Below are 25,329 nucleotides of genomic sequence, written 5' to 3'. Positions count from 1 at the left end.
CGTCGTCGTCGCAGGCGACGCGCGGGTTTCTGCGGCGCAAACGAGACGACCTCGCGGAGATGCGCGCACCGATGCCGTTGACGCGTGCGGTGTCGCTGAAGACGCGCGTGACACTGTTGTCGGCGACGGTGGTGCTGGTGTCGGTCAGTTTGATGGCCGCCGCGGCCTACTTCGTGGTCTATCGGGCGATGTACAACGAAGTCGATTCTCAGCTCGAGAGCCGCGCCGACGGTATGACCGCGTTGGCGCGCACCGGTCTGCTCAACGAACGGCCCGAGTCCTTGGTGACCGGAACCGTGTTCTCCACCAACATCTCTCTCGCATTGGTGCGTCCCGACGGACGCAGTTACCTCATCGGAGAGGTGCCGTTCGAGGACGTCGAACGCAAGATCGCCCGCTCGACGTATGCGCCGGGGCAAGAGAATCAGAGTCTGCGCACCATTCACAATCAGCGCGTGCTCGCACGAAAGATGAGTGACGGCAACACACTTGTGTTGGCGCAGAGCCTGTTACACACCGACCGGGTGCTCAAGCGGCTCGCCTGGGTGTTGCTCGTGGTGGGCGGGGGCGGTGTCGCGTTGGCGGCGCTGGCCGGCACGACCGTTGCCCGAGCCGGTCTACGGCCGGTCGCGCGGCTGACCCGCGCGGCGGAAAGAGTCGCCCGGACACAGGATCTCACTCCGATCCCGGTGAGCGGCAACGACGAGTTGGCCCGGCTCACGGAGAGCTTCAACACGATGCTGCGTGCGCTGGCCGAATCCCGTGACCGGCAGTCCAGATTGGTCGCCGATGCCGGCCACGAACTCCGCACGCCCCTGACGTCGTTGCGGACGAATCTGGAGCTGCTGATCGCGACCAGTGAACCCGGGGCGCCGGCAGTGCCGGCACAGGACATGATCGAGCTCCGCTCGGATGTGATGGCGCAGATCGAGGAACTCTCGACCCTCGTGGGGGATCTGGTCGACCTCGCGCGCGAAGAAGCTCCCGAGGTGGTGCACGAAGAGGTGGACCTCACCGAGGTGATCACGCGAAGCCTCGACCGGGTGCGTCGCCGTCGTCTCGACGTCGACTTCCAGACCAATCTGACGCCGTGGTTCGTCTTCGGCGAGGAGCACGGACTGAACCGGGCGGTTCTCAACGTCCTCGACAATGCCGCCAAGTGGAGTCCGCGTGGCCGACCGGTGTACGTGCAATTGAGGCAGGTCGACGCCCGGACGGCCGAGCTGATGGTCGCCGACGCCGGGCCCGGGATTCCTGAGGAGGACCGGGACCTGGTGTTCGAACGGTTCTACCGATCCACCCAGTCGCGGTCGATGCCCGGATCGGGACTGGGTCTGGCGATCGTGCGGCAGGTGGTGGACCGGCACGGTGGAACTGTCCGGGCCGAACAATCGGAGTTGGGGGGAGCGTTGATCCGCATGGCGTTGCCAGGGAGCCCGACCCCGAGGAACCTTCCCCACAGGTCGTTCGTCAATAGGGTGAACAGGCCTCGACGGTGCGGACAGTCCTCGACTTCGCCCCTCACGGCACACACCTGATCCCCTAGGGTTGAAGATCGGATCGGTGCAGTGTGCCGGCGCCGGGCAGGACAGTCGGGAGATCGCCGGATTCAGGCGACGTGATGAGAACTGAGGACGACCAGATGACGAGTGGCGGTTCGCAGGGCGATCCGTACGGCACCGGGAGCGGTGCCGGCCAGAATCCGTTCGGCTCGCCGGGGCAGCAGGCGGCGCCCGGTTACGGGTCCAATCCGTACGCACCGGGCCCGTCTCCGCAGGATGCGAACACATATGGCCACCATGCGGCGGCCGCGCAGCCCTACTCTGACCCTTACGGAGCGCCGCCGTCCGCGCCGTTCCCGACCCAGCCCCAGTACGCGGCCGGCCCCGGAGGACCGATGAATCCGGGCGGACCGCCCTACGGAGGTCCTCCGAACCCGCCCAAGAAATCCGGGGGCGGCAGAGTCGCACTGATCGTGGGTGCGGTGGTGCTCGCACTGGTGGCGGGCGGTGTCGGCGGCGCGATCGGCGCCAACGTCGCAGACGACTCCTCGTCCACTGCGCACAATGGCCCCCTCGGCGGCGACCCGGACACTGGTGCGCAGGGGCAGGTGGAGGCACCGGCAGGCTCCGTGCAGGCAGTGGCCGCCAATGTCCTCCCGTCGGTCGTCTCGATCATCGTGCGATCCGGCAACGCCGAAGGCGGCGGATCGGGTGTGGTGCTGTCGGACGACGGCGTCATCATGACCAACAACCACGTCGTCTCCGAGGCCGGTGCCGCTCGCGCCAGTGACGTGCTCGTGATCTTCTCCGACGGTTCGCGGGCCCCCGCCCGAGTCCTCGGCGCCGACCCGATCTCCGACATCGCGGTGATCAAGGTCGAGAAGACCGGCCTCAAGCCGATCAGCGTGGGTACCTCGAACAATCTCGCCGTCGGCCAGGACGTCATCGCCATCGGTGCACCGCTCGGTCTCGAGGGCACCGTCACCACCGGGATCATCAGTGCATTGAATCGGCCGGTGTCCACCTCGAAGGAAACCGGCGGGACCACGTCGGTGATCGACGCGATCCAGACGGACGCGGCCATCAACCCCGGCAACTCGGGTGGCGCCCTCGTCAATGCGAAGGGCGCGCTCGTCGGCGTCAACACCGCGATCGCCACGTTGGGGGCCTCCGCGGAACAGCAGGGCGGCAGCATAGGACTCGGCTTCGCGATTCCCATCGACCAGGCCATCCGCGTCGCCAACGAACTGCGCGACACCGGCAAGGCCACCCAGGCAGGCCTCGGCGTCTCGGTGCGGGCCAACACAGAACTCGACCAGCCCGGCGCCTATATCTCGGCCGTCACTGCGGGGGGTCCCGCCGACAAGGCCGGGATACCGACCGGCGCGGTGGTCACCAAGGTGGATGATCGCAACATCGCCAGTGGTGACGCCTTGGTGGCGGCCATCCGGTCACACGCGCCGGGTGACACCGTCACGATCACTTATGTCGTCAACGGACAGACCCGGACCGCGCAGGTCACCTTGGAGACCCTGCAGACCGGTTAGAACCACACACCATTTCCGCAGGGAGCAGAAAGGCAGAGCATGAGCGACACAGGATCCACCGCGATCGACCCCGACGACGTGGTCGCCGCCGACGCGGCGGCCCGCGAGTTCGTCGCACGGCACAGCGACGACGATGTACGCACCTCACCGAGCGGTGACGAGATCGGACGGGCACTGGTTGTGGTCGTCGACGATCGGGCTGCACACGGCGAGGACCAGAGCCTTCTCGGCCCACTCGTGGGGGAACTTCTCGGCGAGGCCGGCTTCCATGTGGACGCGACCGTCGCGGTCTCGGGCGACGAGGTCGAGATCCGCAATGCGCTGAACACCGCCGTGATCGGCGGCGTGGATCTCGTGGTGTCGGTCGGGGGCGTCGGAGTGGGCGCGCGCGACGTGACCCCGGAGGCGACCGAGCAGATCCTGGATCGACGATTGCGGGGTATCGAAGAGGCCGTCCGGAGTTCCGGACTGGCCGCCGGTGCCACCGACGGCGGACTCTCTCGAGGACTCGCGGGGATCTCCGGGCAGACCCTCGTGGTCAACCTGGCCAATTCTCGGGCTGCGGTCCGCGACGGCATGGCCACGGTCGCCCCGCTGGCCCAGCACGTCATCGAGGCGATCAGCGAATTCTGACGATCGAGGCGACGTGGTCGCCGACACCGATCCCCGCATGACAGAAGAACCGGATCAGTCCCCGGAATCGCCGATGACCAGCGATTCCGGGGACTCTTCGCGTCCTCGGAAGGCGTGGCGCGAGAAGCGGAAGATCGATGACGTCTTCGGTGATGACCTCCCTGAGATCACAACCGACGAGTGTGATCAAGGTCATACTGCGGTCTCGCGGGACTGGTATGAAGCCAATCGACCGCCTCATTACGAATAGGCCAGCTACCTGCTGACATCGCTGACGCAGGGTGTTTTCCTTCCGTTAACATTCGCTCATCGAGGGTTGGTGAATGTGAAGTTCACGATCGCGAGACGTCGGCGTGCGACTCGCGCGATGCCATCTGTTGCTGGTCTTGATTGCGCTCCGATAACGTTCGCAGCGACGAGTCGCGGTGCTTGGAGCAAGCACCGGCGGGGAGTCCTGCGAACTGTCGCGAAGGACAACGCAGCAGCGACCAGGGCGTGCGGAAGGCGACTTCCGGCGAACCGGAGCCGGATCTGGGTTCGGTTGCGGTGCGGGGGTCCGCAGCCCACGAGGGTCGACTCGTACGGCACGTGGTTGTGTTGTGCGGGATAACAACCGAATCCTGTGAGAGGGAACGAATGAGCAAGTTCAGCAAGCTTGGGCTGCGCCGCGTTGTTGGTGCAAGCGCCGTCGCCGCGGTCGCGGTCGTGGGCCTGGCCGGCATGGGGCGGGAAACGCTGCGGCAGTCGGCCTGCCGAATGGTTACAAGAAGGCCGTGGGCGTCGATGGTGAATCGATTCAGACGTGGCGTACCGGCGAGTCGGCTCTGCCTGCTCCGTCGGTCGCGAACAACGGCGCGGGACGCGCTGCGGTCGTCTCCGGCACCTACCGTGCCAAGGCCAGCGCCGGCGTCAACGGCAACATCGCGGTCAAGGTCCTCGTCGGCTGCCAGGTCGACATCACCGGCTTTGAAGGCGGGCTCTCAGGCTCGGTCGGCGTCGGCAGCCTCGGACTCGACGGATCGCTCAGCATCCCCCTGAATCCGGGTCAGGTCGCCATCGCTGACGTGACCGACAAGGACATCAAGGATGGCGGCGTCGCCGCCGTCCAGCTCGACAAGTTCGGCATCAACGTGGAGCAGTGTGGCGGTTACGCCTCGGCACGCACCATCGTGAAGGTGGTGGGCGCCAAGGGATACAACACCGACGACGGCACCGTCAACGGTGAGGGCACCTACATGCAGTCCACCCTCTACGGCAAGCCCTTCAGCCTCAACTGAGCGGCGAGCAGACAACTCAGCAACATTCTGATTTATCTGCCCCGAGCAGATTGAAATTCCACGAAGGGGAATCATGAAGAAGATCAACACTCGCGTGGCCGCCGGCGTCGGCCTCGCCGGTGCCGCCGTGATGGGCCTGACCAGCTTGGGTGCCGGCGGCGCCGCAGCTGGTGCGCTGCCCGGCGGTTTTGTGAGCAAGACCTTGGTCGACGGCACTCCGGTGACCGTCCGCCTGAGCGACGAGTTCGTGAACGTGCAGAAGGCCGTGACCAACATCCAGACCAGCCGTGAGGTGTGGATGTCGGGCAAGGTGACGGTGACTGTCGGCGGAAAGGCCGAGGGCGGCACGGTCAACGCGGGCTACCTCGTCGGTTGCCAGGTCAACTTCGGCGCCGGCGCAGAAGGGGGTGCAGGCGTTACAGTCACGGCTCCCGAGACCGGGGGGGCTTCCGCAGCACCCTCGGAGGGCACTGGTGCGAACGCGGGCTTCACCCTCGGCCCCGGCCAGGCGAGCTATGTGCCGATCATCGACACCACTTCGGGTGACGACACCGCATACAAGGACTATGAGGTCCACGGCTACACGTTCAAGGGCAACAAGGGCGGCGTCGCCTACAGCCAGGAGAAGTTCGGCCTGGACGGATGTGCCGGTTACGCCTCGGCCAAGGCCAAGGTCAAGGTGACCGTCAACACCGATTCGGTGAAGGGCGTCATCACGCTGTACGGCAAGCCGTTCAGCCTGGGCTGATCGACTGACGGGTCGATATCGGCCTGCCAATTGAACCGCGACAGGGCGGGATCGGAATTCATCCGATCCCGCCCTGCTGCTGTGCTCTCTGGCCGTTGCCGGGCCGGTGAAGCGGGCCGGTGAAGCGGGCCGGGCTCAGCTACCGAAGAACGGGAACGGGAATGAATGTACGCGGACGCGGCCGCGCGGCTGCGGTCGCTGCGGACGCGGTGCGGGACGGTGACTGTTGTGGCCCTGGGGCCCCGGCTTCTGCGGCATTTCTTCTGCAACCTCCGTGTCGATCGATTTCTGCTGTCCGGTGTTCCGGACTCCAGCGACACTAGGGACGCAACCTTGCGGTTCCCTGGCACCTCCGCTGACAAACCGCTGGGAGTCCGCGAAAGCGAGGATGCCGGGGCCGCAAAGAGATCGGGCCGCGCTCCGGTGAGGAGCGCGGCCCGAGTCGTCGAGGGTCAGCGGGAATGTCGCCCCGGAGCGTCCGGCGGTGGATACTCGCCCGGGAACTGTGTCTGTCCGGGATGGCCGCCCTGCGGGGGATAGTTCGCCGGTGGGTACGCGCCGGGCGGTGGGTAGTTTCCCGGTGCCGGCTGGGGTGTCGGGTAGGGCGGATTCGCTCCTGGCGGAGGCGATGTGGGCGCCTGCTGGGTCGGTGCAGGCGCCTCCGCGGGCGGTGGCGTGGACAGTCGCTGGGTGGCGCCGGCGTTTCCGGGAGGCCCTGCCGGATCCTGCAGGTGATCGGGCAGTTCGGACTCTGCGGCGTTCTTCGCCTTCGACGTGCCTTCGGGATCGAGGAGGTCGCGGATCTCGCTGAGCAGCGACACCTCCGAGACCTCGCTCTTCTTGCCGTAACCGCCGAGTTCGGCGAGCTTGTTGTACGGCACCACGATCAGGAAGTACACCACCGCGGCGATGATCAGGAAGTTGATGATCGCGGTGATGAGGGCACCGAGATCGACGAAGGTCGAAGGGTTGTCGGTGATCTGGAAACCCAGGCCCTTGGTCGGATTGCTACCGCTCGGAATCGAGTTGAGCAGTGGCTGGATGATGCTGTTGGTGAACGCGGTGACGATCGCCGTGAACGCGCCACCGATGATGACCGCGGTGGCCAACTCGACGACGTTGCCCTTGAGTATGAACTCCTTGAATCCCTTGAGCACGGTGTGCGGTCCTCTCGTTTTTCGGTTTTCCGCTCTTGGTCGGGTATTCGCGTCGGCAGGGTTGCGCTTTCGCCGAAAACCGATCGATACGGCACGTCGGTACCGAACTCGCCGAACCCTATCCAGGATCGTAAACGACCGTTGCACTGTTTTGCGGTATGTAGCGTGCCGATGGGGACAATTGATCAATGCACGACGACGGTGATCGGAGCGTCGAGCGCGGCCGCGGCGACGCGATGCGCAGCCCGTTCGTCCATCGCGAGCAACACCGGCCGGCCCGCGCGCGGGCCGCCGGACAAGACCCCGCCGACCTGTTCGTCCGAGGTCAGCGCAACCACCGCCGCGCGGGCGAGCACTGCCGCATCGGCATCGTCCGCCGACGCCCTCAACACGTCGACCACGTCGCCGGTCCGCAGGAGGGTGGCCACGGACTCGTCCGACAACCGCACCGGAACGAGGCGGGCATCCTTGTCGCCGACGAGCTGGGTGGGTAGTCGAGGGGACAGGAGCCGCGAGTCGGTGATGATCTCGCCTTCGCCGATCGGTCCGACCGCGGTGCGACCGACGCCGTCGGCGCTGAGGCGCAAGGTGCCTTTCGGGATGAGGCCGCCGGGGACCTCGCGAACGGTGAGGTCGGTGGCCATGATGGTCTGACCTGGCGCGAGGTCGCGCGCCGCGACCACCACCGCACGCATCTCGGCGCCGCGATGTCCGAACAGGGTCAGCACGACCGCCGCGAGCACCAGGAGTACTGCCGCGCTGCGGCGGATCATGACCGACCTCGCCCAGCCCGGACGCATCGCGTGCCGGACGCGGTCGACGAGGCGCGGAGACAGGCGGTCGTGGGAGATCGGTTGCATGGTCGGCGACGGTAGCGGTCATACCAGCGCAGATGACCCGCCGAGACGCATCTGGGGACAACGTGGTCCGTGGAGAGGCTGTGCACAATCTGGCGCCGATTGGCCCCAGATCGGTCTATCGGGAAGAATCACGTGGAGGTGAGCCGGGAAGTCTGGTCGGCCTCCGTCGGGTGCCGGCGGAGATGTGAACGTGGGTGATCGTCCTAGATCGCTCATTGACCAGGAGGTTTGATGTCCGTACCGGAGCATGATCGCAACCCGCCAGGCGCCGCGGAAGCCGCATCCGGCGTCGCCACCGCTACTCGCGGGCAAACGAGTTCGCGGCGAGTGCGATTCCAGCGGTGGGTCTCGCTCGACACCACCAGCGGTGTGCTGCTGCTCGTGGCGGCGGTGGTCGCGGTGGTCTGGGCGAACTCGCCGTGGCGGGATGCGTACGAATCGCTGACAGCCTTCGAGTTCGGGCCAGAGTCACTGCACCTACATCTCTCGGTGGCGGAGTGGGCGGCCGACGGCCTGCTGGCCATCTTCTTCTTCATCGTCGGCGTGGAACTCAAACAAGAGTTCGTGGCCGGCAGCCTGCGTGATCTCCGACTGGCCGGCGTCCCCATCGTCGCCGCCGTCGGGGGAATGGTGGTACCGGCCCTGTGCTTCGTGGTCGTGGTCGGCACGTTCGATTCAGAAGCGTTGCGCGGGTGGGCCATCCCGACCGCCACCGACATCGCTTTCGCGCTGGCGGTGCTGGCCATCTTCGGGCGTGGGCTACCGCTGGCATTGCGGACCTTCTTGCTGACCTTGGCTGTCGTCGACGATCTCCTCGGCATCACGGTGATCGCGACGTTCTACACGGAGACAATCGATTTCGCTATGTTCGGCGCGGCGATCGCGGTGATCGCCGTCTTCGGCGTGCTGGTGCGGTTGCGTCGCCCCCGGTGGCGAACGCCCGCCACCCTCGTCCTGATCGCCCTCGCTGTGGTTGCCTGGGCGTTGATGCACGCCTCGGGCGTCCACGCGACGGTCGCCGGCGTCCTGTTGGGGTTCACCGTCCCAGCTCTGCTCATCCACGGCGAATCGAGCTCTCGTACACACCAGTTCGAGGTCGCGGTCCGTCCGGTGTCGTCGGCGGTGGCGCTGCCGATCTTCGCATTCCTGTCGGCCGGGGTCGCTGTGGTCGGCGGCGACAGTGCGATCGTGCAGCCGGTGTCGATCGGAATCTTCCTCGGCCTCGTGGTCGGCAAGGTGGTCGGGGTGATGGGCGCGACCGCGTTGATGACGCGGTTCACTCCGCTACGGTTGCCGGATGCCGTCGGCGTGCGCGACCTGCTACCGGTGGGCATGCTGACCGGTGTCGGCTTCACCGTGGCGCTGCTGATCTCGGAACTCTCTTTCCATCAGGGTTCCGACGACCACGCGTCGGCGGCAAAGGTCGCCATCCTGGTCGGCAGCGTGGTGGCAGCGGTGCTCGGTGCTCTTCTGTTGCGGTGGGACGCGCGCAAGGTGCGTACTCCGGACATGAATCGCGACGACGTCCCGGACCGCGATTTCGACGTCATCGAGTGAAGCGACGACCAGGGCGCCCCACGAGAGTGGGGCGCCCTGGGTTTGTCGTCAAGGTTTCAGGAGGACAGTGGTTCTTCCTGATATCTCGGCGTCCGGGGGTCATAGGTCTCCCAGAACGTCGCTCCGACGATGCCGAGTGTCGTCGGGTCGAAAGTCGGGTCGCGGCCCGCCTTCTGCTGGCGTTCGTAGTCCCGGAGCGCCCGGAATGCCGGCTGCTGCAAGATGATGATGCCGATGATGTTGAGCCAGGCCATCAGACCGACGCCGATGTCACCCAGCGTCCAGGCCTCGGTGGCGGTCGAGACGGCACCGATGACGACCGATACCAGGATGAGGGCCTGCAACAACATCGTCAGGTTCGCGCCGAGGGTGCTGCGCAACGGCCGGATGTAGAGCGTCGCGGCGTTGCCCAGGAGGAACCGCAGATTGGTCTCGGCCATGTAGTAGTAGGCGATGATGGTGGTGATGCAGAAGAACGCCAGCGAGATCGCCACGAAGGTGGATCCGGCACCGCTCCACAGGGTGTCGAAGCCCGTCTGGACGAAGGTGGGGCCGACTTCGGCATCGGTGGGAAGCGAACCGCCTTCCGCGATGATCGCGCCCGACTCCGACTCCCCTCGAACACGCGGTATGCGCCGGTGGAGAGAATCAGGAATCCGGTCGCCGTGCAGACGAACAGGGTGTCCACGTAGACCGCGAATGCCTGGACGAGGCCCTGCTTGGCCGGGTGTGAGACCTCGGCCGCGGCCGCCGCATGCGGGCCGGTACCCTGGCCCGCCTCATTCGAATAGATGCCGCGTTTGACGCCCCACATGACCGCCGACCCGATGATCGCTCCGAAGGCGGAGTCGACCCCGAAGGCGCTGGCGAAGACCATCCGGATGATCTCCGGCACCTGCGATGCATTCATCAGCACGATCACCAGCGCGACGAGGATGTAGACCACGGCCATGAACGGGACGACGATCGAGGCGAAGGCGGCGATGCGCTTGACCCCGCCCACGATCACGAACGCGAGCAGGATCACGGTCCCGACCGCGACGACCCACTTGGAGACGCCCCAGGCCCCGCTCATCGCCGACGCCATGGAGTTCGACTGCACGCTCGGGAGCAGCAGACCGCACGCGAGAACGGTGACGGCCGCGAAGACGAGGCCGTACGCCTTGAACAGGGGAGCTGCCCTGGTGTGGGCGAGTGCTCGGCTCAGGTAGTACGCCGGACCTCCGCGGTACTCCCCGGTGAGTTTGTCGCGGGTCTTGTAGATCTGCCCCAACGTGCACTCGACAAAGGAGGTGGAGGCACCGAGGAAGGCTACGGCCCACATCCAGAACAGGGCACCCGGTCCGCCGAACGCGATGGCGGTGGCGACGCCGGCGATGTTGCCGGTGCCGACGCGGCCGGCCAACGACATGGTGAGTGCCTGGAAGGACGAGACGCCCGACGGGGACTTCTCGCCTCTGAACATCAGTCGGACCATCTCGCCGATCTGACGTACCTGGACGAAACGGGTACGGATGGAGAAGTACACACCTGCCGCCAGGCACAGGTAGACCAGGGCGTTGCTCCAGATGTAGTCGTTCACAGAGCTGAGGAAGTCGGTCATCTCATCATTCCCGTAGTGTCTCCGATGTTCTGAGGACGATGTTGCGGGATTACTGTTTCATGACTTCGCCCTTACCGCCGGATGACCAAGAGAATTCCGGACGCCACGTGTTGGCACTCGGAATGTTCGAGTGCCAAGTTCGGTTAGAATGAGCGGCGATCACTACTTCCCGGAGGTTTCGGTGCCCACTTACTCGTATGCGTGCACGGAGTGCGACAACAAATTCGACATCGTGCAGTCGTTCTCTGAGGACTCGCTGTCGGAATGCCCGCAGTGCACAGGACGGCTGCGCAAGCTGTTCAACTCGGTCGGCATCGTGTTCAAGGGCAGCGGCTTCTACCGCACCGATTCGCGATCGGGATCGAGCTCGAGTGAGACCTCGTCCTCGTCGTCTTCGTCGGAGAGCTCCTCGAGCAGTTCGTCCTCGGATTCGTCGTCGAGCAGCAGCTCGTCCTCGAGCAGCGGTTCGTCGTCGAGCGACAGCAAGGCCGCGACGCCGGCCCCTGCCTGACAGGCCGATCAACCGAGTTCGCGAAATCCGCCCTCGGGCGTCAGCGCCCAGCCGACCCGCACGTCGTGCGGAGCGGCCGGGAGCGAGTCGACCACCTCATCGTCGAACACGACCGCGACGATGTCGGCGGTGAGACCGGTCAGCGTCCGGTCGTAGTAGCCGGCGCCGCGGCCGAGCCGTGTGCCCGACTTGTCGACCGCATACGCCGGCACCAAGATGACCGATGCCGCGCGGACGGCGTCTCTCCCGAGGCGATCGCCGGTGGGCTCCAGCAGCCCCCAACGGCCGCGCGTCAGGGAATCCGCGCCGTCGAAGCGCACCCAATCCAACGCAGTCGGTTCTCCGCTGGGGACTGTCGGGACCAACACCGTCACCCCGCGGTCCGTCAGGGCGTCGAGTATGGCCGGCGACCCAGGTTCGGAACCGAAGGGGACATAGGCGGCGACGGTCACGTCGTATTCGAGGCGGAAGGGCGCCGAGTAGATCCATTCGGCGAGGTCGGCCGCGGCCTGCCGGCGTGCGGCGAACGACCGGGAGATCCGGCGCTGTTCGAACTCGGATCGTAGACGTTTCTTCATCGTGCGCACCCGACCGCCTTCGCCTCATCGCAGCAGCTCGTCGGAGTCCGCCGCCCAGTAATCTGAGATCACGTCAACAGGATTCTGGCAGGGATCGCCACTAGGGTGTTCCCATGACCCCCAGTGACGTGAGCCAGAGTACCGACGCGTTCACCGAGTACGAACCTGTGCCGAACACACCGCCGATCCCGCGAACCGCGGTGGTCCCGGCCGCCGGTCTCGGAACCCGGTTCCTGCCCGCGACGAAGACGGTGCCCAAGGAACTGCTGCCCGTCGTCGACACCCCGGGTATCGAGCTGGTGGCCGAAGAGGCCAAGGCCGCGGGCGCCGAGCGGTTGCTGATCGTGACGTCGCCCGGCAAGGACGGCGTGGTCGCACACTTCGTCGAGGACCTGGTGCTCGAGAGCACGCTCGCGAAGCGCGGCAAGGCCGCCATGCTGGCCAAGGTGCGCAAGGCTCCCTCGCTGCTCGAAGTTGCCTCGGTGGTCCAGGAGAAACCCCTCGGGCTCGGCCACGCGGTCGGCTGCGTCGAGCAATACCTCGACGACGACGAGGACGCCGTCGCCGTCCTCCTTCCCGACGATCTGGTCCTGCCCGGCGGCGTACTCGAGGTGATGGCGCGCACCCGGCAGCGTCGCGGGGGATCGGTGCTGTGTGCGATCGAGGTCCCGCCTGACCGGATCAGTGCTTATGGCGTGTTCGACGTCGAGGAACTCCCGGACGCGAACAATCCCAACGTCATGCGGCTGATCGGGATGGTCGAGAAGCCGAAGCCCGAAGACGCGCCGTCGAACCTGGCGGCCGCCGGCCGGTACATCCTGGATCGCAAGATCTTCGACGCGCTGCAGCGCATCGAGCCGGGTGCCGGCGGGGAACTTCAGTTGACCGACGCGATCGCCCTGCTGATCGAGGAGGGCGAACCCGTGAGTGTCGTCGTGCACCGCGGCACGCGTCACGACCTCGGCAATCCGGGCGGATACCTCAAGGCTGCCGTCGATTTCGCGCTCGATCGTGACGACTACGGTCCGGACCTGCGGGAGTGGCTCGAGAAGCGGTTGGCCGACGGCTGATGTCCTGCAGATGACCGGGCGTCAGCGCGCCTCGGCCCACCGACGACCGGTGGCGGCTAACGTCTAGCCCAACTGTGTCAGCCGAGATGGGGGCGAGAGGTGAGATGCGTTCGGTCGAAGATCATCTGACCCGGGTGACCGCCGCCGCGGTCGCGCCGCGACCGGTCCGTGTGGCGATCTCCGAGGCCCAGGGCCTGATGTGCGCGGAGGAGGTCGTCACCGAACGGCCGATGCCCGGGTTCGATCAGGCCGCCATCGACGGGTATGCCGTGCGGGCGGTGGACGTCGGTCTCGCGGGCATGATCGCTCCCGACGACCTCGAGGATTTCGATTCGGGGGAGCCGATCTCGTCGACCTCGCTTCCGGCGAGCCGATGATCGTGGCGTTGCCGGTGGTCGGCGACGTCGGGCCGGGTGCGCGCACCCCCACACGTCTGCAACCCCGTCAGGCAGTCCGGGTGGAGACCGGTGCGCCGATGCCGACACTGGCCGATGCGGTGGTGCCGCTGCGGTGGACCGACGGCGGTGAGCAGAAGGTCAAGGTCGGCCACACCGTCGAGAGTGGCGATTATGTTCGTCGCATCGGCGACGACGTGCAGCCCGGCGACGTGGCGGTGCGCGCAGGCTCGATCATCGGTCCGGCGCAGGTCGGCTTGCTCGCGGCGGTGGGTCAGGCCCGCGTGATGGTGCATCCGCGCCCTCGGATGTCGGTGATCTCGATCGGCAGTGAACTCGTCGACATCGATCGTTCGCCGGGACCCGGACAGATCTTCGATGTCAACAGCTACGCGCTGGCCGCAGCGGCCCGCGACGCCGGCGCGGACGTCAACCGGGTGGGTATCGCCGAGCGGGAGACCTCGCGGATGCGCGAGGTGGTCGAGGCGCAGCTGATCAGGTCCGAGATCGTGGTGATCTGCGGTGCGGTCGGCGGCAAGGCGTCGCGGGTGGTCGCCGATGCTCTGAGTGATCTCGGTGAGTTGGAGATCGTGCGCGTGGGTATGCACCCCGGATCGGTTCAGGGATTCGGCCGGCTCGGTCGTGACGAGGTCCCCACGTTCCTGCTGCCGTCCAACCCGGTGAGCGCCCTCGTCACCTTCGAGGTGATGGTCCGGCCGTTGATCCGGATCGCACTGGGCAAGCGACAGCCGATGCGCCGCATCATCAAGGCCCGCACCATCGGCCCGATCGCATCCGTCGCCGGCCGCAAAGGCTATCTCCGCGGGCAATTGATGCGCGACGAGCGGTCCGGGGAGTACCTCGTCCAGGTCATCGGTGCGTCTCCGACCGGTAGTTCACATCTGCTCGCGGAGTTGGCGGAGGCGAATTGCCTGATCATCGTCGAACCCGACGTCGAGGAGCTGGGAACCGGCGACGAGGTCGAGGTGGCATTCCTTGCACAGCGGGGATGACACCGCGTTCCGGGCATTAGACTCCGATCCGTGTTGAGGTGGTTGACCGGGGCGCAGATCAATCCCGGCTGGCCCGCGACCCTCGGTCCGCTGCGCACTCAGGCAGGTGCGGTGGGGTTGCGGCCGGTCCGGCTGCGGGACGCGAAGGCGTGGAGCGAACTGCGCATCAGAAACCAGAACACCTTGCTGCCCTGGGAGCCCAGCGGCGTCGGCACCTGGGCCGAGCGGCATCATCCGGGCGCCTGGCCACCTCTGTACTCGGTGCTGCGTGCCGAAGCGAAGCGGGGCGCGGTACTGCCGTTCGTCATCGAGCTCGACGGTGAGTACATCGGCCAGCTCACGGTAGGCAACATCCAGCGCGGCGCGGTGCGTAGCGCGTGGATCGGCTACTGGGTCGACGCCAGGCATTTCGGCCAGGGCATCGCGACCGCGGCAGTCGCCCTGGGTGTCGATCACTGCTTCGGATCGGTTGGTCTTCATCGTCTCGATGCGACCGTCCAGCCCGCGAACGTGGCGTCGCAGGCTGTGCTCACCAAGGTCGGCTTCCGACGCGAGGGCCTGCTGGAGCGATACATGGACGTGAACAATCGTTGGCGCGACCACATCCTTTTCGCCCTCACGGCCGAGGAGATCGCCGGAAGCGCGGCAGAGGGATTGGTGCGCACCGGTCGGGCGTCGTTCCACTAGTTGTCGGCCCTCGACCGCGCTGCATCGTTCGGTTCCCGCTGCATCGATCGACGTAGCGGGAGCGAAAACGTGCAGCGGGAACCGTGCGTGGGCGAGGCGGTCGCGTCCCCCTGAGAGCGCTCTGTGAATTCGCGGAATGTCGCCGATGCCCGGCGCGTCTGCGCTGGCCGACGCTTGACCACCCCTAGATTGTGAGGTGGCCTCGTGTAACCAGAGTGAAAGAAGGGAGAGTCGCATGCCGAACTCAGTCTTGTGGGTCTGCCTCGTGGCCGTATGGCTGTTCGTACTGGTTCCGATGGTCATCAAAGGCCGTCCGCAGATGCGGAAGACGACGGACGCCGTCAAGGAGACCCGTCTGCTGCACCGCGGAGGCACGCGTACCCGCACCACCCGCCGTCGGGCGTCGGGGAGTCATCCCCACGACCCGTCGTGGAAGACCGATCGCGCGAAGCGCGCCACCACCAGTGCGCGTACCGCGGTTCTGGACCGCGATGAGACCGACGACACCGATTCGGAAGCAACGGATTCCGAGTCCGGGAAATCGACACGTGACGCGCGCGTCCGCCGGGCGACCGCCGCGGGCGTGAAGGCTCCGAACGTCGACGACATCGAATCGGACGACATCGAATCGGACGACGACGTGACGACGCCGGACGCGGAGCTCGATGACGACGGGCGTGACACCGACACCGGTGAGGTGACGGCAGAGTCCGACACCACAGACACCGACGACGATGACGAGATCACCGTGGACGGCGAGTTCGTCGATCCCGAGCGTGAGGACGTCGAGGACGAGCTCGACGACGTCGAGGATGCCGAGATCGCCATCGTGGACGATGTCGACGAGACAAGCGACGCCGACGATCTCGAGGACGCCGACGATCTCGAGGACGAGTTCGACGATGATGCGGACGACGACGTCGACTACGAGGACGTCGACTACGAGGACGGCGAATACGAGGACGACGCCGACGACGGGTACTACGACGATGAGGTCGACGAGTTCGACGACAGCGACGACCACGAGGACGACTACGAAGACGACTTCGACGACCACGTCGTCGCGAAGGCCGACAGTTCCGCCAGGCGCTCGGAGCAGCCGGCACCACGGCGACGGGCCGCGACCTCATCGGACGCTCAACGGACCCAACTGCGTTACCGAGAGCGTCAGCGTGTGCTGCTGGGCATGATCATCCTGCTCATCGGGGCCCTCGCCTCGGGCATCTTCCTGGGCGCCACCGGTTGGATCGCGGCCGCGGTCGTCGGGGTGGTCTTGCTGACCTACTTGGCGTACCTGCGCCGCACCGCCGCGACCGAGCAGAAGATCCGGGCACAGCGCGCTGCCCGTGCCCGCCGGGCCGAGCGGGAGCAGGCCGAGCGTCGGCGCCGGCAGCAGGCCGTGCCGGAGTTCGCGGCTGCACCGCCACCGCAACGGCTGCGTAGGCCCGGTGGCGCGACCGTTCTCGAACTCGACGACGAGGATCCGGTGTTCGACCATCTGCCGCCGTTCCAGCGGCGCCGCATGATGCGCGAGGACGAGGAACTGCGACGCGTCGCAGGCTGATCACCGCTGCCGCGAGCGACACCACCGCGAGACCGGTCAGGGGCTGGTGATCGCCCCGGGATGGTCGGCGATCCACTTGCGGGCCTGCCGTGTCGCCTGTGCGAGTGCGAATCGTTCCCCGATGTAGGTCGCGGGAGCCCCGACGATCGGGATGTAGGCCAGGAGCCGGAGCGGTCCGGGCGCTCCGGGGCGTCGTTCGATCTCGCCGGTCAACGCGCGCAGGACCTTGGCGGTCTCCCACACCGCACCGAGCAGGGTGTGACGGCGCTGCACGGTTTCGGTGGGCAGTGGCGGTCGCGTGTCGGCGCCGGAATCCTTTCGGTCGATAATGCGCCCGCACAATACGGCCGCGAGCAACTCGACCTGCCGGGATCGCTCGGTGACGCCGTATTCGCGGGCGATCGCGACGAGGACCAGCGCCTGGTTGGCGAATCCGAGCGTTGACGAGAGCGGCAATCGCCTCGTCCACGCTCCCAAGAGGCCGGGATAGGCCACCGCGATGTTGTTCACTGCGCCGATTCGGCTCATCCACCAGTCGGCGCGACTGTTCATCGACCGCTCAGACCAGCCTTTGGTTCCCGGCCAATCGGTGACGTCGAGGGCATCGGCGAGCAGGTGCAGGGCACGCTGCACCTTCGAATCCTGGTGCCGGTCGTCGTGGAAGGTGTGTTGTTTGAGTCCCAGCGGATCGCGCTTTGCGAGCGTGTCGAGAACCGGGTTGATCCCGGCGACAGCGCGGTCGAGCACGCCTGCGACCTGTGCGTCCGACATGGTGGCCATACTGCGAGGCTAACCGAGTCGGGGGTGGTGCTCGCGGGTCGATCACGCCCCGCGGCGAGCCGGGTGGTGGTTTGTGAACTCGACGCGGTGGGCTGCTAAAGTGGCCAACGGCCGGTCAGTCGATGACCGCCCGGGGCTATGGCGCAGTTGGTAGCGCGACTCGTTCGCATCGAGTAGGTCAGGGGTTCGATTCCCCTTAGCTCCACAACGCACGAGCGCGGCCCGGATCATTGGGTCGCGCTCTTGTCGTCAGGCCCCGTCGCGACGTTTCCGGCGCCTGAATTGCCCCGTTCGCCGGGGCGTGGCCTGCCCCGCATACGGTGTCCTCACACGGCAATCGCAACGAGGCGGAGGAGACAGGGTGGCCCGACTTCACGAACGTCTGTCTGAGGTCTACGCAGAGGTGCTGGACCGCAACCCGGGCGAGGGCGAGTTCCACCAGGCGGTGATCGAGGTGCTCGGCAGCCTCGGACCCGTGGTGGTCAAGCATCCGGAATACACCGACGCCGGGGTGATCCGCCGACTGTGCGAGCCCGAACGGCAGATCATCTTCCGGGTCCCCTGGGTCGACGATTCCGGAAGAGTCCAGATCAACCGCGGGTTCCGCGTGGAGTTCAATTCCGCGCTCGGCCCCTACAAGGGCGGCCTCCGATTCCACCCGAGTGTCAACGTCGGCATCGTGAAGTTCCTGGGTTTCGAGCAGATCTTCAAGAACTCCCTCACCGGTATGCCGATCGGTGGCGGCAAGGGCGGGTCGGATTTCGACCCCAAAGGCCGTTCGGATGGCGAAGTGATGCGGTTCTGTCAAGCATTCATGACCGAGTTGTATCGCCACATCGGGGAGTACACCGACGTGCCGGCCGGTGACATAGGTGTCGGCGGACGCGAGATCGGTTACCTCTTCGGCCAGTACAAGCGCATCACCAATCGATACGAGTCCGGCGCCCTCACGGGCAAGGGGATCGCCTGGGGTGGATCTCAGATGCGCCGCGAGGCAACAGGATACGGTGCTGTCTTCTTTGTCCGAGAGATCCTGCGCAACCGTCGGGACTCGTTCGAGGGCAAGCGCGTGGTCGTCTCGGGTTCCGGCAACGTCGCGATCTACGCGATGGAGAAGGTCACCGAACTCGGTGGCACCGTCGTCGCATGTTCGGACTCGTCGGGCTTCATCGTCGACGAGAAAGGTGTGGACCTCGATCTGGTCAAGGAGATCAAAGAAGTTCGGCGCGCACGGATCTCCGAGTATGTCGATTACCGCGGCACCGCACACCACGTGGAGGATCGCTCGGTGTGGGAGGTCGGTTGCGACATCGCTGTGCCGTGCGCCACGCAGAACGAACTCGATGCCGCCGACGCGGCCTCGTTGATCGGCGGTGGTTGCTCGATCGTCGCCGAAGGCGCCAACATGCCGTGCACCCCGGAGGCGATCGGCAGTTTCACCGACGCCGGGGTGACCTTTGTCCCCGGCAAGGCGGCGAACGCCGGGGGAGTGGCGACGAGTGCGCTGGAGATGCAGCAGAACGCTTCCCGCGATTCTTGGACGTTCGAGCACACCGAGGAGCGCCTTGCCGAGATCATGCGTGGAATCCACGATCGATGCGCCGAGACCGCCGACGAGTACGGCTCACCCGGTGATTTCGTCGCGGGGGCGAACATCGCCGGCTTCATCCAGGTGGCGGACGCGATGCTGGCGCTGGGGGTCATCTGACTCCAGCGCCGGCACCTGCGCGTCAGCGTGGCTGGTCCAGTACCCGCCGGGCGAATCCCTCGGCACGGGTCCGCAACGCCTCGATTCGTCGGCGCCGGACGGCCTCGGGGGCGTCGCCCGCGTAGATCTTCGACGGGCGGACCCGGACGTTCGCGCAGCACTCGAAGTCGGAGCAGATGAGCGTTCCGACAGTGTTACCGCGACGCCCGGCCGGTCCGGCGAGTTTTGCGCTGTAGAACGCGACCTCGTTGGGCAACTGGACGTCTTCACAGAGCGAGCACTGAGGGCGGGTCCGGGGCTGCCTACCGCCCAGTCGCAGCATGATGCCGACCGGGGCATCATCGACCGGCACGACCATGTAACCGACGAGAGTCAGCTTGGGGTCGCGCCATCCGAGGTAATCATTGTTCGCCCAGTCGATCTCGGTGAATTCGGGCGGGAGTGTGAGGGTATTGCGTTCTCGCAGAGAGGCATTGACGAAGGACTTACGGATCTGTGCTTCGGTGAGTGCATGCATGTGTATCGGACACCTTGCTCGAGTTGTCGTCGTGTGGACATGAGTCGACTGACGCGGCACGCCCGGCAGGGCAGAGATCCGCGTCTGACGGGGCGGTGTCGCTAGATGCCGGCGTGCACGACGCCGACGACCTCCCCACGCCCGACGGGCGACGACATGGATGGATACACGTCTCGCATGGTGCCCGCGACTCGTGCCGGTCGTCAACCGGATCACCCGGCCGGCACCCCGTCATGATCTGCGTCACCTGATTTGGCCGTCCTGTCTGCAGTCGCGTACCGTGGGTTTCAATTGATGCACCCGATCAGGTGCCGTCAACGCGTCGTAGAACGCTTCTTCGACAGGCCGGAAAGTGCCTGCTCTTTGACTTCGTACGGCGAACGAACACGCACACATGCGTCTTCGCCATCGACACCTTGCAGAGCTGTTACCTGCTGCTGTGGCGTGTCCACTACAGAAAGACACGGACCTTGTCCATTACCTTTGCTTCTCTCGGCGTGCCCACCGAACTCGTGGAAGTTCTTGCCGCCGAAGGCAAGACCGAACCGTTCCGGATCCAGGCCGAGACCCTCAAGGACACCCTCGCGGGAGACGACGTGATCGGCTCCGGCAAGACCGGCTCCGGCAAGACCCTGGCGTTCGCGATCCCGATGGTCGCCGGTCTGGCCGACCTCGGCGTCACGCGGCGTCCGGGGGCCCCGACCGGTCTGATCCTCGCGCCGACGCGTGAGCTGGCCACTCAGATCGCTGCCGTGGTGACCCCGCTGGCACGCGCAATGAACCTCACTGTCACCACTGTCTTCGGCGGGGTCAGCCAGAAGCGGCAAGAAGATGCGTTCCGTCGCGGCGTCGACATCGTCGTCGCCTGCCCCGGCCGGCTCGAGGATCTGATGCAGCAACGCATCGTCCGTCTCGACCACGTCGACATCACGGTGCTCGACGAGGCCGATCACATGGCCGACCTCGGCTTCCTGCCCGGCGTCACCCGCATCCTCGCGGCGACACCGGCCGACGGCCAGCGCATGCTGTTCACCGCAACCCTCGACAACGGCGTCGACAAGGTGGCCAAGCGCTTCCTCGACAAGCCGACCGTCCACTCGACCGAGGAGACCACGGCGCCGGTCGAGATGACCCACCACGTCTTCGAGGTGTCGGCGGGGGACAAGAACGGACTCGTCCAGGAGCTCGCCTCCGGTCAGGGCCGGCGAATCCTGTTCATGCGCACCAAACATCAGGCCAAGAAGTTGGCGAAGAAGCTCACCGACAGCGGTATCCCCGCCGTCGACCTGCACGGCAATCTCAGCCAGGCGCAACGTGATCGGAACCTCAAGGCCTTCGGTGAGGACGTCCGCGTCCTCGTGGCCACCGACGTCGCGGCGCGCGGCGTGCACGTCGACGGTGTCGAACTCGTCGTCCACGTCGATCCGCCTGCCGAGCACAAGGCCTACCTGCACCGCTCGGGGCGTACCGCACGTGCGGGCAGCAGCGGCGACGTGGTCACCGTATGCCTGCCCGAGCAGCGGCGCGATCTCGCCGGCCTGCTGCGCAAGGCGAACATCAAGGTGACCCCGACCCGCGTGGACGCCAAGTCCGCCGAGGTCACCACCTTGGTCGGACCGCACGCAGCATATGTGGCGCCGGTCGAGCAGCCGGCGCAGCGACAGGCGCCGAAGTCGAACGGCCAGCGTCGTGGTCGTCCCGGTGGACGTAACGGCCAGTCCGCGGGTGACCGGTCGGGCTCGGCGCACTCGGGTCAGCGTCGCCGTGGGACAGGTCGTTCGGCGACCGCACAGTCGCAGTCGCACTCGGGGGAGTCCTCGCACGGTCGTCGTCCGGCCAACCAGCAACGTCGACGGGCCACCCGCGCCGGTGCGCCGGCCGGCGCTCGCTGAGGGCGCCCGCCCCATCTCGGATTTCCGGAATCCACCTTCGCTTGTGTGAAGGTGGATTCCGGCGTTTCGGGACCTGCGTCGACGGGTCTAGGCAATCCCGACGGCGCGTAGACCCGCGGCCACCACGGCCGCCAGGATCACGACCACCACGATCGGCGCCTTGCACAGGGCAGCGATGATGCCCACCGTCACCCCCGCCGGGCGCGCCCACCCGACGAACTCGTGGCCGGCGTAGAGCGCTCCCGTCGCGGCGACCCCGACGAGTAGCACGATCGCCGCCCGATCCATCACCGCGGCGGCGTGCGGGCTCACCTCGTAGCGGCTGCGCAGTGCCGGTCCCGCCAACCTGATCAGATACGTTCCGACGGCGAGGACGCCGACTCCCATGAACAGTGCTGCGGTACTCATCGCAGCGATTCCTCCGGGTTCCGGCCCTCGGCCGGATCCCCCGATGCCTTTGTGCCGGCGATGGTCGGGCGGCGTCGCATGACCTCGACGAGGGCGACGCCGAGCAGGGACAGCATGATCGGCACGCCGGCGGGGAGGAATGGCGAGGCGACCACCGCGACGCCACCACCGATCAGTGCGGCGGCCAGGGTCGTCCGCTCGCGGAGAGCCGGCACTGCCAGCGCCGCGAGCAGCGCCGGGAACGCGGCGTCGAGTCCGAGCGACTCGGGGCTCGCCACCAGACCGCCGATGGCCGAACCGAGCACCGACCCCAGGGGCCAACCGATGAGGATGCCGACGCCACAGAGGAAGAACATGGCCCGAGCGCGTCGGGAGTCGCGCTCACCGGCCGCGAGCGCGGCTGTCTCGTCGTTGATCAGATGTGCGCCGAGCGCCAACGGGAGCCCACGTCCGAGGTGTTTGCCGACCGACAGTCCGTAGCCGAAGTTGCGGCTGTTCACGAGAAGCCCGGCGAGGGCGGCCACCAGCGGCGCGCCGCCGCCGGCGATGACCCCGACGAACACGAACTCCGACGATCCCGCGAGTACGACGGTGGCGATCGTGAGGATCTGCCACCAGGCCAGCCCGGCCGTGTGCGCGGCTACGCCGTACGAGGTGCCGATCACCAGCACGGATGCGCTCATCACCACGATGGCGCGAACCGCCGAGGGGTCGAGTGTTCTCCAAGACGAACGCATGGCCACTATGATGGACACTATGGATGGTGTTCGTCAAGAAGGACGGTCGTCCCGTTCAGCGAACGATGCGGGCGACATGACTGCGGGGATCAACCCGAAGCAGGTGGTGGCCGCGTCGCTCAAGCGCGAACGTACTCGGGCCGGATTGTCGATCGGCGAGCTCGCCAGGCGCGCGGGGGTGGGCAAATCGACTCTGTCGCAACTGGAATCGGGCGACGGGAACCCCAGTGTCGAAACACTCTGGGCCCTGTCGACCGCCCTGGGTTTACAGTTCTCCGCACTCCTCGACGCGCCTGTGCACCCGGTGGAGGTCATCCGCTTCGGTGACGGACCGGTGATTCCGGCCGCGGCTGCCGACTATTCGGCCACCCTGCTCTCGACGGCTCGTCCGGGAACCCGCCGGGACATGTACCTCATCCGGGCCGAACCCGGTGAACCGCGGATTTCGGCACCGCACTCGCGCGGAGTCGTCGAACATGTCGTGCTCAGCGCGGGCCGTGCGACTGTCGGGCCCACCGACGCGGCGGTGGAACTCGGGCCGGCGACTACGTCTCGTACGCGGGAGACATCGAGCATGTGTTCGCGGCGCTGGAACCGGGCACCGTCGCCGTGATGATCAGCGAGTCGACATAGCGGCTCGATGTGTAGGCCGCCGCGAGACGTGTCAGGCCGGTACGAACCGCCTGTGGAGGCTTGCGGCCAGCCACGGCCGACCGCCCCACGCGAAGGCGCGACCCGTCAGCGCCGCCCAGGTCGGTGACGTACGGCCGTAGGCCGCGAGCAATGCCACGACCGGATCGATGCTGATGTGCACGTCAGGGGGTCGTGGATCGGACGGATCGATCTCGAGCCGTCCGTCGGTGAACTCGTAGACGAACCGCTCGGTGCACCCGCGCAGTCGGATGTCGTAAGTCGCCGAGTGCCCGTCGCACGTGGTCTCGTCCACCCAATCGGGCAGGATCTGATGACGACCTCGTGCCACGAGCGGCGCGATCGCCGGGTCGATGTCCCACACGGCGCCGACCGCGGAGGCGACGTCGTGGCCGTGCACGACGAATTCGCCGATGAGGATGCCGAGTGCGGCATCGGCGCGGATGCACCGATCGCCGTCGAACTTCATCAGCGGTACCCGCGCTCCGAAATGGGTCACCTCGTCGAGCAGACAGTCGAGGTCATCGAGAAGCTTTTCGGTGAGCAGCGTGACGTCACGGGTGGGCAGGTTGGCGATCTGCTTCGCGTTGAAGTCGGGAAGGTCTGTCGCTCGCAACGACCACGAGCCCTCGCCGCGCGCGAGATCGAGGTGGCGACCGGGCGCCGATGAGACGTGTCCGAGGCAATCCGCCACCGTCCACGAAGGGGTGGCGGGCAGTCGGGTCTCGGGATCGTCGACAGTGCGCACCAACTCCACGAACCGCGCGCCGGTCTCCCGCGCAGCGTCGATGTAGTCGAACCGCGAGAACATCGTCCTCACAACTGGCCACCCCCAGAGCAACAGGGACCCAGGATAACCCCGGGGAGTCGTCCGGGCGGACGAACGTGACACAACTGTTTCCTGCGCGTATTCGTTTGTGCACAGCGACTTTTGCGAAGTTGCAGTTCTGATTGCGGTGGGACGTCTGTCCCAGTTCGGTCACAGCACTGGCTCTTCGCTGCGGGTGGCGGCCTCCCCGATGCGCACGATGACCACGCCGCCGACGACAAGGATGCCGCCGATCAGTTGGATCGCCGACGGCAACTCGGCCAGCGCGAGCCAGGCGAACAATACCGCGAAGAGCACCTCTGAGAGCCCCACGAAAGACATGACCCGCGAGCCGAGCCGGCGTCCGGCGGCGATACCGAGCGAATACGCGAGCGCGGCGGTGACCACTCCGAGGAGCGCGAGCGGCACCCACCACGCCAGACGATGGCCGGCCAGATCCACATCGGCGGTCCCGGCCCGCATCGGTAGTATCCCGACGAGGCCGGCCGCGGCGAGACCGACCGCGCCGATCACCAGCCCACCCGCGGCGAGTGTCAGCGGTGGGATGTCGAGCCGGTCGTCGGCGGAGATGACGAAATAGGCCGCAGCACCCACCATCGCGACGAGGGCCCAGGCGACACCCACCCCGTTGATGCCACCCCCGCTGCCGACGTCGAGGACCAGACCGAGCCCGACGATCGCCACCACCGCACCGATCACCGTGCCGCGGCCCGGGCGTTGGCGGTGGCGTATCCACATCCATCCGATGACCGCCACCGGCGCTGTGTACTCGATCAGCAATGCCACTCCGACCTGCAGATAGGTCACCGCGTAGAAGTACGCGAGCTGGCAGGTGGCCACTGCCAGCACGCCGTATGCGAGGAGCGTCGGCCACGAGTTGCGCAGGCGCGACGGCATGCCGCGGACCGCGACGAGGCCGGGTATGAGGAGGACCGCGGCACCGATCGCGATACGGGCCGTGACGGTCGCACCGGCCGACCAGCCCGAGTCGATCATCGCCCGTGCCAGCACACCCGAGAGTGCAAAGGCGGCCGACGATGCGAGAGCGAGGGCCAGTCCGGTCGAGGTGCCCGGTGTGTGGTGCGAGGTGGTTGTGCTCACGGCC

19 protein-coding genes, 1 tRNA gene and 5 pseudogenes are annotated in these 25,329 nt (G+C 66.7%); 15 read left to right on the top strand and 10 right to left on the bottom strand.

Annotated features, from left to right (window positions below; translation table 11 throughout):
- The first annotated feature begins 59 nt into the window (after nt 1-59).
- The 5 genes and pseudogenes from GTV32_RS09160 (at nt 60) to GTV32_RS09140 (ending at nt 5,707) form a co-directional block, all read left to right on the top strand.
- Nucleotides 60-1,477: pseudogene (locus GTV32_RS09160) on the top strand (HAMP domain-containing sensor histidine kinase).
- A 165-nt stretch (nt 1,478-1,642) separates the two neighbouring features.
- Complete coding sequence (locus GTV32_RS09155; protein WP_161062425.1) at nt 1,643-3,049, top strand: trypsin-like peptidase domain-containing protein; 1,407 nt, start codon at nt 1,643-1,645, stop codon at nt 3,047-3,049.
- 39 nt (nt 3,050-3,088) lie between these two features.
- A complete protein-coding gene (locus GTV32_RS09150; protein WP_161059925.1) occupies nt 3,089-3,682 on the top strand; it encodes a molybdenum cofactor synthesis domain-containing protein in 594 nt (197 codons plus the stop codon).
- 636 nt (nt 3,683-4,318) lie between these two features.
- A pseudogene (locus GTV32_RS09145) lies at nt 4,319-4,959 on the top strand (MspA family porin).
- Between the two features lie 73 nt (nt 4,960-5,032).
- Nucleotides 5,033-5,707 (top strand): MspA family porin, encoded by a 675-nt coding sequence (locus GTV32_RS09140; protein WP_161059923.1) that lies wholly within the window; start codon nt 5,033-5,035, stop codon nt 5,705-5,707.
- A 452-nt stretch (nt 5,708-6,159) separates the two neighbouring features.
- Here the strand turns inward: GTV32_RS09140 and mscL are convergent, their stop codons facing one another.
- Nucleotides 6,160-6,864 (bottom strand): large conductance mechanosensitive channel protein MscL, encoded by a 705-nt coding sequence (mscL, locus tag GTV32_RS09135; RefSeq protein ID WP_161059921.1) that lies wholly within the window; start codon nt 6,862-6,864, stop codon nt 6,160-6,162.
- Nucleotides 6,865-7,049: 185 nt separating this feature from the next.
- Complete coding sequence (locus GTV32_RS09130) at nt 7,050-7,724, bottom strand: SAF domain-containing protein (protein ID WP_202421711.1); 675 nt, start codon at nt 7,722-7,724, stop codon at nt 7,050-7,052.
- 231 nt (nt 7,725-7,955) lie between these two features.
- Between GTV32_RS09130 and nhaA the strand changes: the two genes are divergently transcribed.
- Entirely contained in the window at nt 7,956-9,281 is a 1,326-nt protein-coding gene (gene nhaA, locus GTV32_RS09125; protein ID WP_161059919.1) for a Na+/H+ antiporter NhaA, read from the top strand.
- Nucleotides 9,282-9,337: 56 nt separating this feature from the next.
- On the opposite strand, the pseudogene GTV32_RS09120 reads toward nhaA, so the two are convergent.
- Nucleotides 9,338-10,884: pseudogene (locus tag GTV32_RS09120) on the bottom strand (alanine/glycine:cation symporter family protein).
- 181 nt (nt 10,885-11,065) lie between these two features.
- Here GTV32_RS09120 and GTV32_RS09115 point away from each other — a divergent pair.
- Nucleotides 11,066-11,395, top strand: a complete 330-nt coding sequence (locus GTV32_RS09115; RefSeq protein ID WP_161062423.1) for an FmdB family zinc ribbon protein — start codon at nt 11,066-11,068, stop codon at nt 11,393-11,395.
- Nucleotides 11,396-11,403: 8 nt separating this feature from the next.
- On the opposite strand, the gene GTV32_RS09110 is transcribed toward GTV32_RS09115, so the two are convergent.
- The gene (locus GTV32_RS09110; protein ID WP_161059917.1) at nt 11,404-11,982 is read right to left on the bottom strand and encodes a 5-formyltetrahydrofolate cyclo-ligase; all 579 of its coding nucleotides are present in this window, start codon (nt 11,980-11,982) and stop codon (nt 11,404-11,406) included.
- 104 nt (nt 11,983-12,086) lie between these two features.
- On the opposite strand from GTV32_RS09110, the gene GTV32_RS09105 reads away from it, so the two are divergent.
- From GTV32_RS09105 to glpR, 4 genes and pseudogenes are all read left to right on the top strand, one after another.
- Nucleotides 12,087-13,043 (top strand): UTP--glucose-1-phosphate uridylyltransferase, encoded by a 957-nt coding sequence (locus tag GTV32_RS09105; RefSeq protein WP_161059915.1) that lies wholly within the window; start codon nt 12,087-12,089, stop codon nt 13,041-13,043.
- Nucleotides 13,044-13,147: 104 nt separating this feature from the next.
- Nucleotides 13,148-14,451: pseudogene (gene glp, locus GTV32_RS09100) on the top strand (gephyrin-like molybdotransferase Glp).
- A 30-nt stretch (nt 14,452-14,481) separates the two neighbouring features.
- The gene (locus tag GTV32_RS09095; RefSeq protein WP_161059913.1) at nt 14,482-15,138 is read left to right on the top strand and encodes a GNAT family protein; all 657 of its coding nucleotides are present in this window, start codon (nt 14,482-14,484) and stop codon (nt 15,136-15,138) included.
- 235 nt (nt 15,139-15,373) lie between these two features.
- Nucleotides 15,374-16,702 carry a gephyrin-like molybdotransferase receptor GlpR gene (gene glpR / locus GTV32_RS09090; protein ID WP_161059911.1) on the top strand — a complete coding sequence of 443 codons (1,329 nt, stop codon included), beginning with the start codon at nt 15,374-15,376 and terminating at the stop codon, nt 16,700-16,702.
- A 36-nt stretch (nt 16,703-16,738) separates the two neighbouring features.
- Here the strand turns inward: glpR and GTV32_RS09085 are convergent, their stop codons facing one another.
- Nucleotides 16,739-17,482: a hypothetical protein gene (locus GTV32_RS09085; protein ID WP_161059909.1), complete on the bottom strand. Its 744-nt coding sequence runs from the start codon at nt 17,480-17,482 to the stop codon at nt 16,739-16,741.
- A 132-nt stretch (nt 17,483-17,614) separates the two neighbouring features.
- On the opposite strand from GTV32_RS09085, the gene GTV32_RS09080 reads away from it, so the two are divergent.
- Both GTV32_RS09080 and gdhA read left to right on the top strand, forming a co-directional pair.
- Nucleotides 17,615-17,687: transfer RNA gene (locus GTV32_RS09080), tRNA-Ala, on the top strand.
- A gap of 156 nt (nt 17,688-17,843) precedes the next feature.
- Nucleotides 17,844-19,190 (top strand): NADP-specific glutamate dehydrogenase, encoded by a 1,347-nt coding sequence (gene gdhA / locus GTV32_RS09075; RefSeq protein ID WP_161059907.1) that lies wholly within the window; start codon nt 17,844-17,846, stop codon nt 19,188-19,190.
- 22 nt (nt 19,191-19,212) lie between these two features.
- Here gdhA and GTV32_RS09070 read toward each other — a convergent pair whose 3' ends face one another.
- Nucleotides 19,213-19,707 carry an FBP domain-containing protein gene (locus GTV32_RS09070; RefSeq protein WP_161059905.1) on the bottom strand — a complete coding sequence of 165 codons (495 nt, stop codon included), beginning with the start codon at nt 19,705-19,707 and terminating at the stop codon, nt 19,213-19,215.
- Between the two features lie 470 nt (nt 19,708-20,177).
- Between GTV32_RS09070 and GTV32_RS09065 the strand changes: the two genes are divergently transcribed.
- On the top strand, nt 20,178-21,599 hold the full coding sequence (locus GTV32_RS09065; RefSeq protein WP_161059903.1) for a DEAD/DEAH box helicase: 1,422 nt from the start codon (nt 20,178-20,180) through the stop codon (nt 21,597-21,599).
- Nucleotides 21,600-21,686: 87 nt separating this feature from the next.
- Here GTV32_RS09065 and GTV32_RS09060 read toward each other — a convergent pair whose 3' ends face one another.
- Together GTV32_RS09060 and GTV32_RS09055 are read right to left on the bottom strand one after the other, a co-directional pair.
- Complete coding sequence (locus GTV32_RS09060; protein ID WP_161059901.1) at nt 21,687-22,007, bottom strand: AzlD domain-containing protein; 321 nt, start codon at nt 22,005-22,007, stop codon at nt 21,687-21,689.
- Complete coding sequence (locus GTV32_RS09055; protein WP_161059899.1) at nt 22,004-22,744, bottom strand: AzlC family ABC transporter permease; 741 nt, start codon at nt 22,742-22,744, stop codon at nt 22,004-22,006. The genes GTV32_RS09060 and GTV32_RS09055 overlap by 4 nt, the downstream gene beginning before the upstream one ends.
- Before the next feature lie 76 nt (nt 22,745-22,820).
- Between GTV32_RS09055 and GTV32_RS09050 the strand changes: the two are divergent.
- A pseudogene (locus tag GTV32_RS09050) lies at nt 22,821-23,377 on the top strand (XRE family transcriptional regulator).
- A gap of 31 nt (nt 23,378-23,408) precedes the next feature.
- Here GTV32_RS09050 and GTV32_RS09045 read toward each other — a convergent pair.
- Both GTV32_RS09045 and GTV32_RS09040 read right to left on the bottom strand, forming a co-directional pair.
- The gene (locus tag GTV32_RS09045) at nt 23,409-24,206 is read right to left on the bottom strand and encodes a maleylpyruvate isomerase N-terminal domain-containing protein (protein ID WP_202421706.1); all 798 of its coding nucleotides are present in this window, start codon (nt 24,204-24,206) and stop codon (nt 23,409-23,411) included.
- A gap of 168 nt (nt 24,207-24,374) precedes the next feature.
- Entirely contained in the window at nt 24,375-25,325 is a 951-nt protein-coding gene (locus tag GTV32_RS09040; RefSeq protein WP_343287263.1) for an EamA family transporter, read from the bottom strand.
- Nucleotides 25,326-25,329 lie beyond the last annotated feature (4 nt).

Source organism: Gordonia sp. SID5947 (assembly GCF_009862785.1).
Lineage (GTDB): Bacteria > Actinomycetota > Actinomycetes > Mycobacteriales > Mycobacteriaceae > Gordonia.
Note: the sequence above shows the minus strand (reverse complement) of the source record. Positions and strands in the feature narration are given on the sequence as shown.

Coding starts and splice junctions, on each gene's coding strand:
- GTV32_RS09155 (WP_161062425.1), top strand. CDS start 1,643: ATGACGAGTGGCGGTTCGCAGGGCGATCCGTACGGCACCGGGAGCGGT.
- GTV32_RS09150 (WP_161059925.1), top strand. CDS start 3,089: ATGAGCGACACAGGATCCACCGCGATCGACCCCGACGACGTGGTCGCC.
- GTV32_RS09140 (WP_161059923.1), top strand. CDS start 5,033: ATGAAGAAGATCAACACTCGCGTGGCCGCCGGCGTCGGCCTCGCCGGT.
- GTV32_RS09130 (WP_202421711.1), bottom strand. CDS start 7,724: ATGCAACCGATCTCCCACGACCGCCTGTCTCCGCGCCTCGTCGACCGC.
- nhaA (WP_161059919.1), top strand. CDS start 7,956: ATGTCCGTACCGGAGCATGATCGCAACCCGCCAGGCGCCGCGGAAGCC.
- GTV32_RS09105 (WP_161059915.1), top strand. CDS start 12,087: ATGACCCCCAGTGACGTGAGCCAGAGTACCGACGCGTTCACCGAGTAC.
- glpR (WP_161059911.1), top strand. CDS start 15,374: ATGCCGAACTCAGTCTTGTGGGTCTGCCTCGTGGCCGTATGGCTGTTC.
- GTV32_RS09085 (WP_161059909.1), bottom strand. CDS start 17,482: ATGGCCACCATGTCGGACGCACAGGTCGCAGGCGTGCTCGACCGCGCT.
- GTV32_RS09070 (WP_161059905.1), bottom strand. CDS start 19,707: ATGCATGCACTCACCGAAGCACAGATCCGTAAGTCCTTCGTCAATGCC.
- GTV32_RS09060 (WP_161059901.1), bottom strand. CDS start 22,007: ATGAGTACCGCAGCACTGTTCATGGGAGTCGGCGTCCTCGCCGTCGGA.
- GTV32_RS09055 (WP_161059899.1), bottom strand. CDS start 22,744: ATGCGTTCGTCTTGGAGAACACTCGACCCCTCGGCGGTTCGCGCCATC.
- GTV32_RS09045 (WP_202421706.1), bottom strand. CDS start 24,206: ATGTTCTCGCGGTTCGACTACATCGACGCTGCGCGGGAGACCGGCGCG.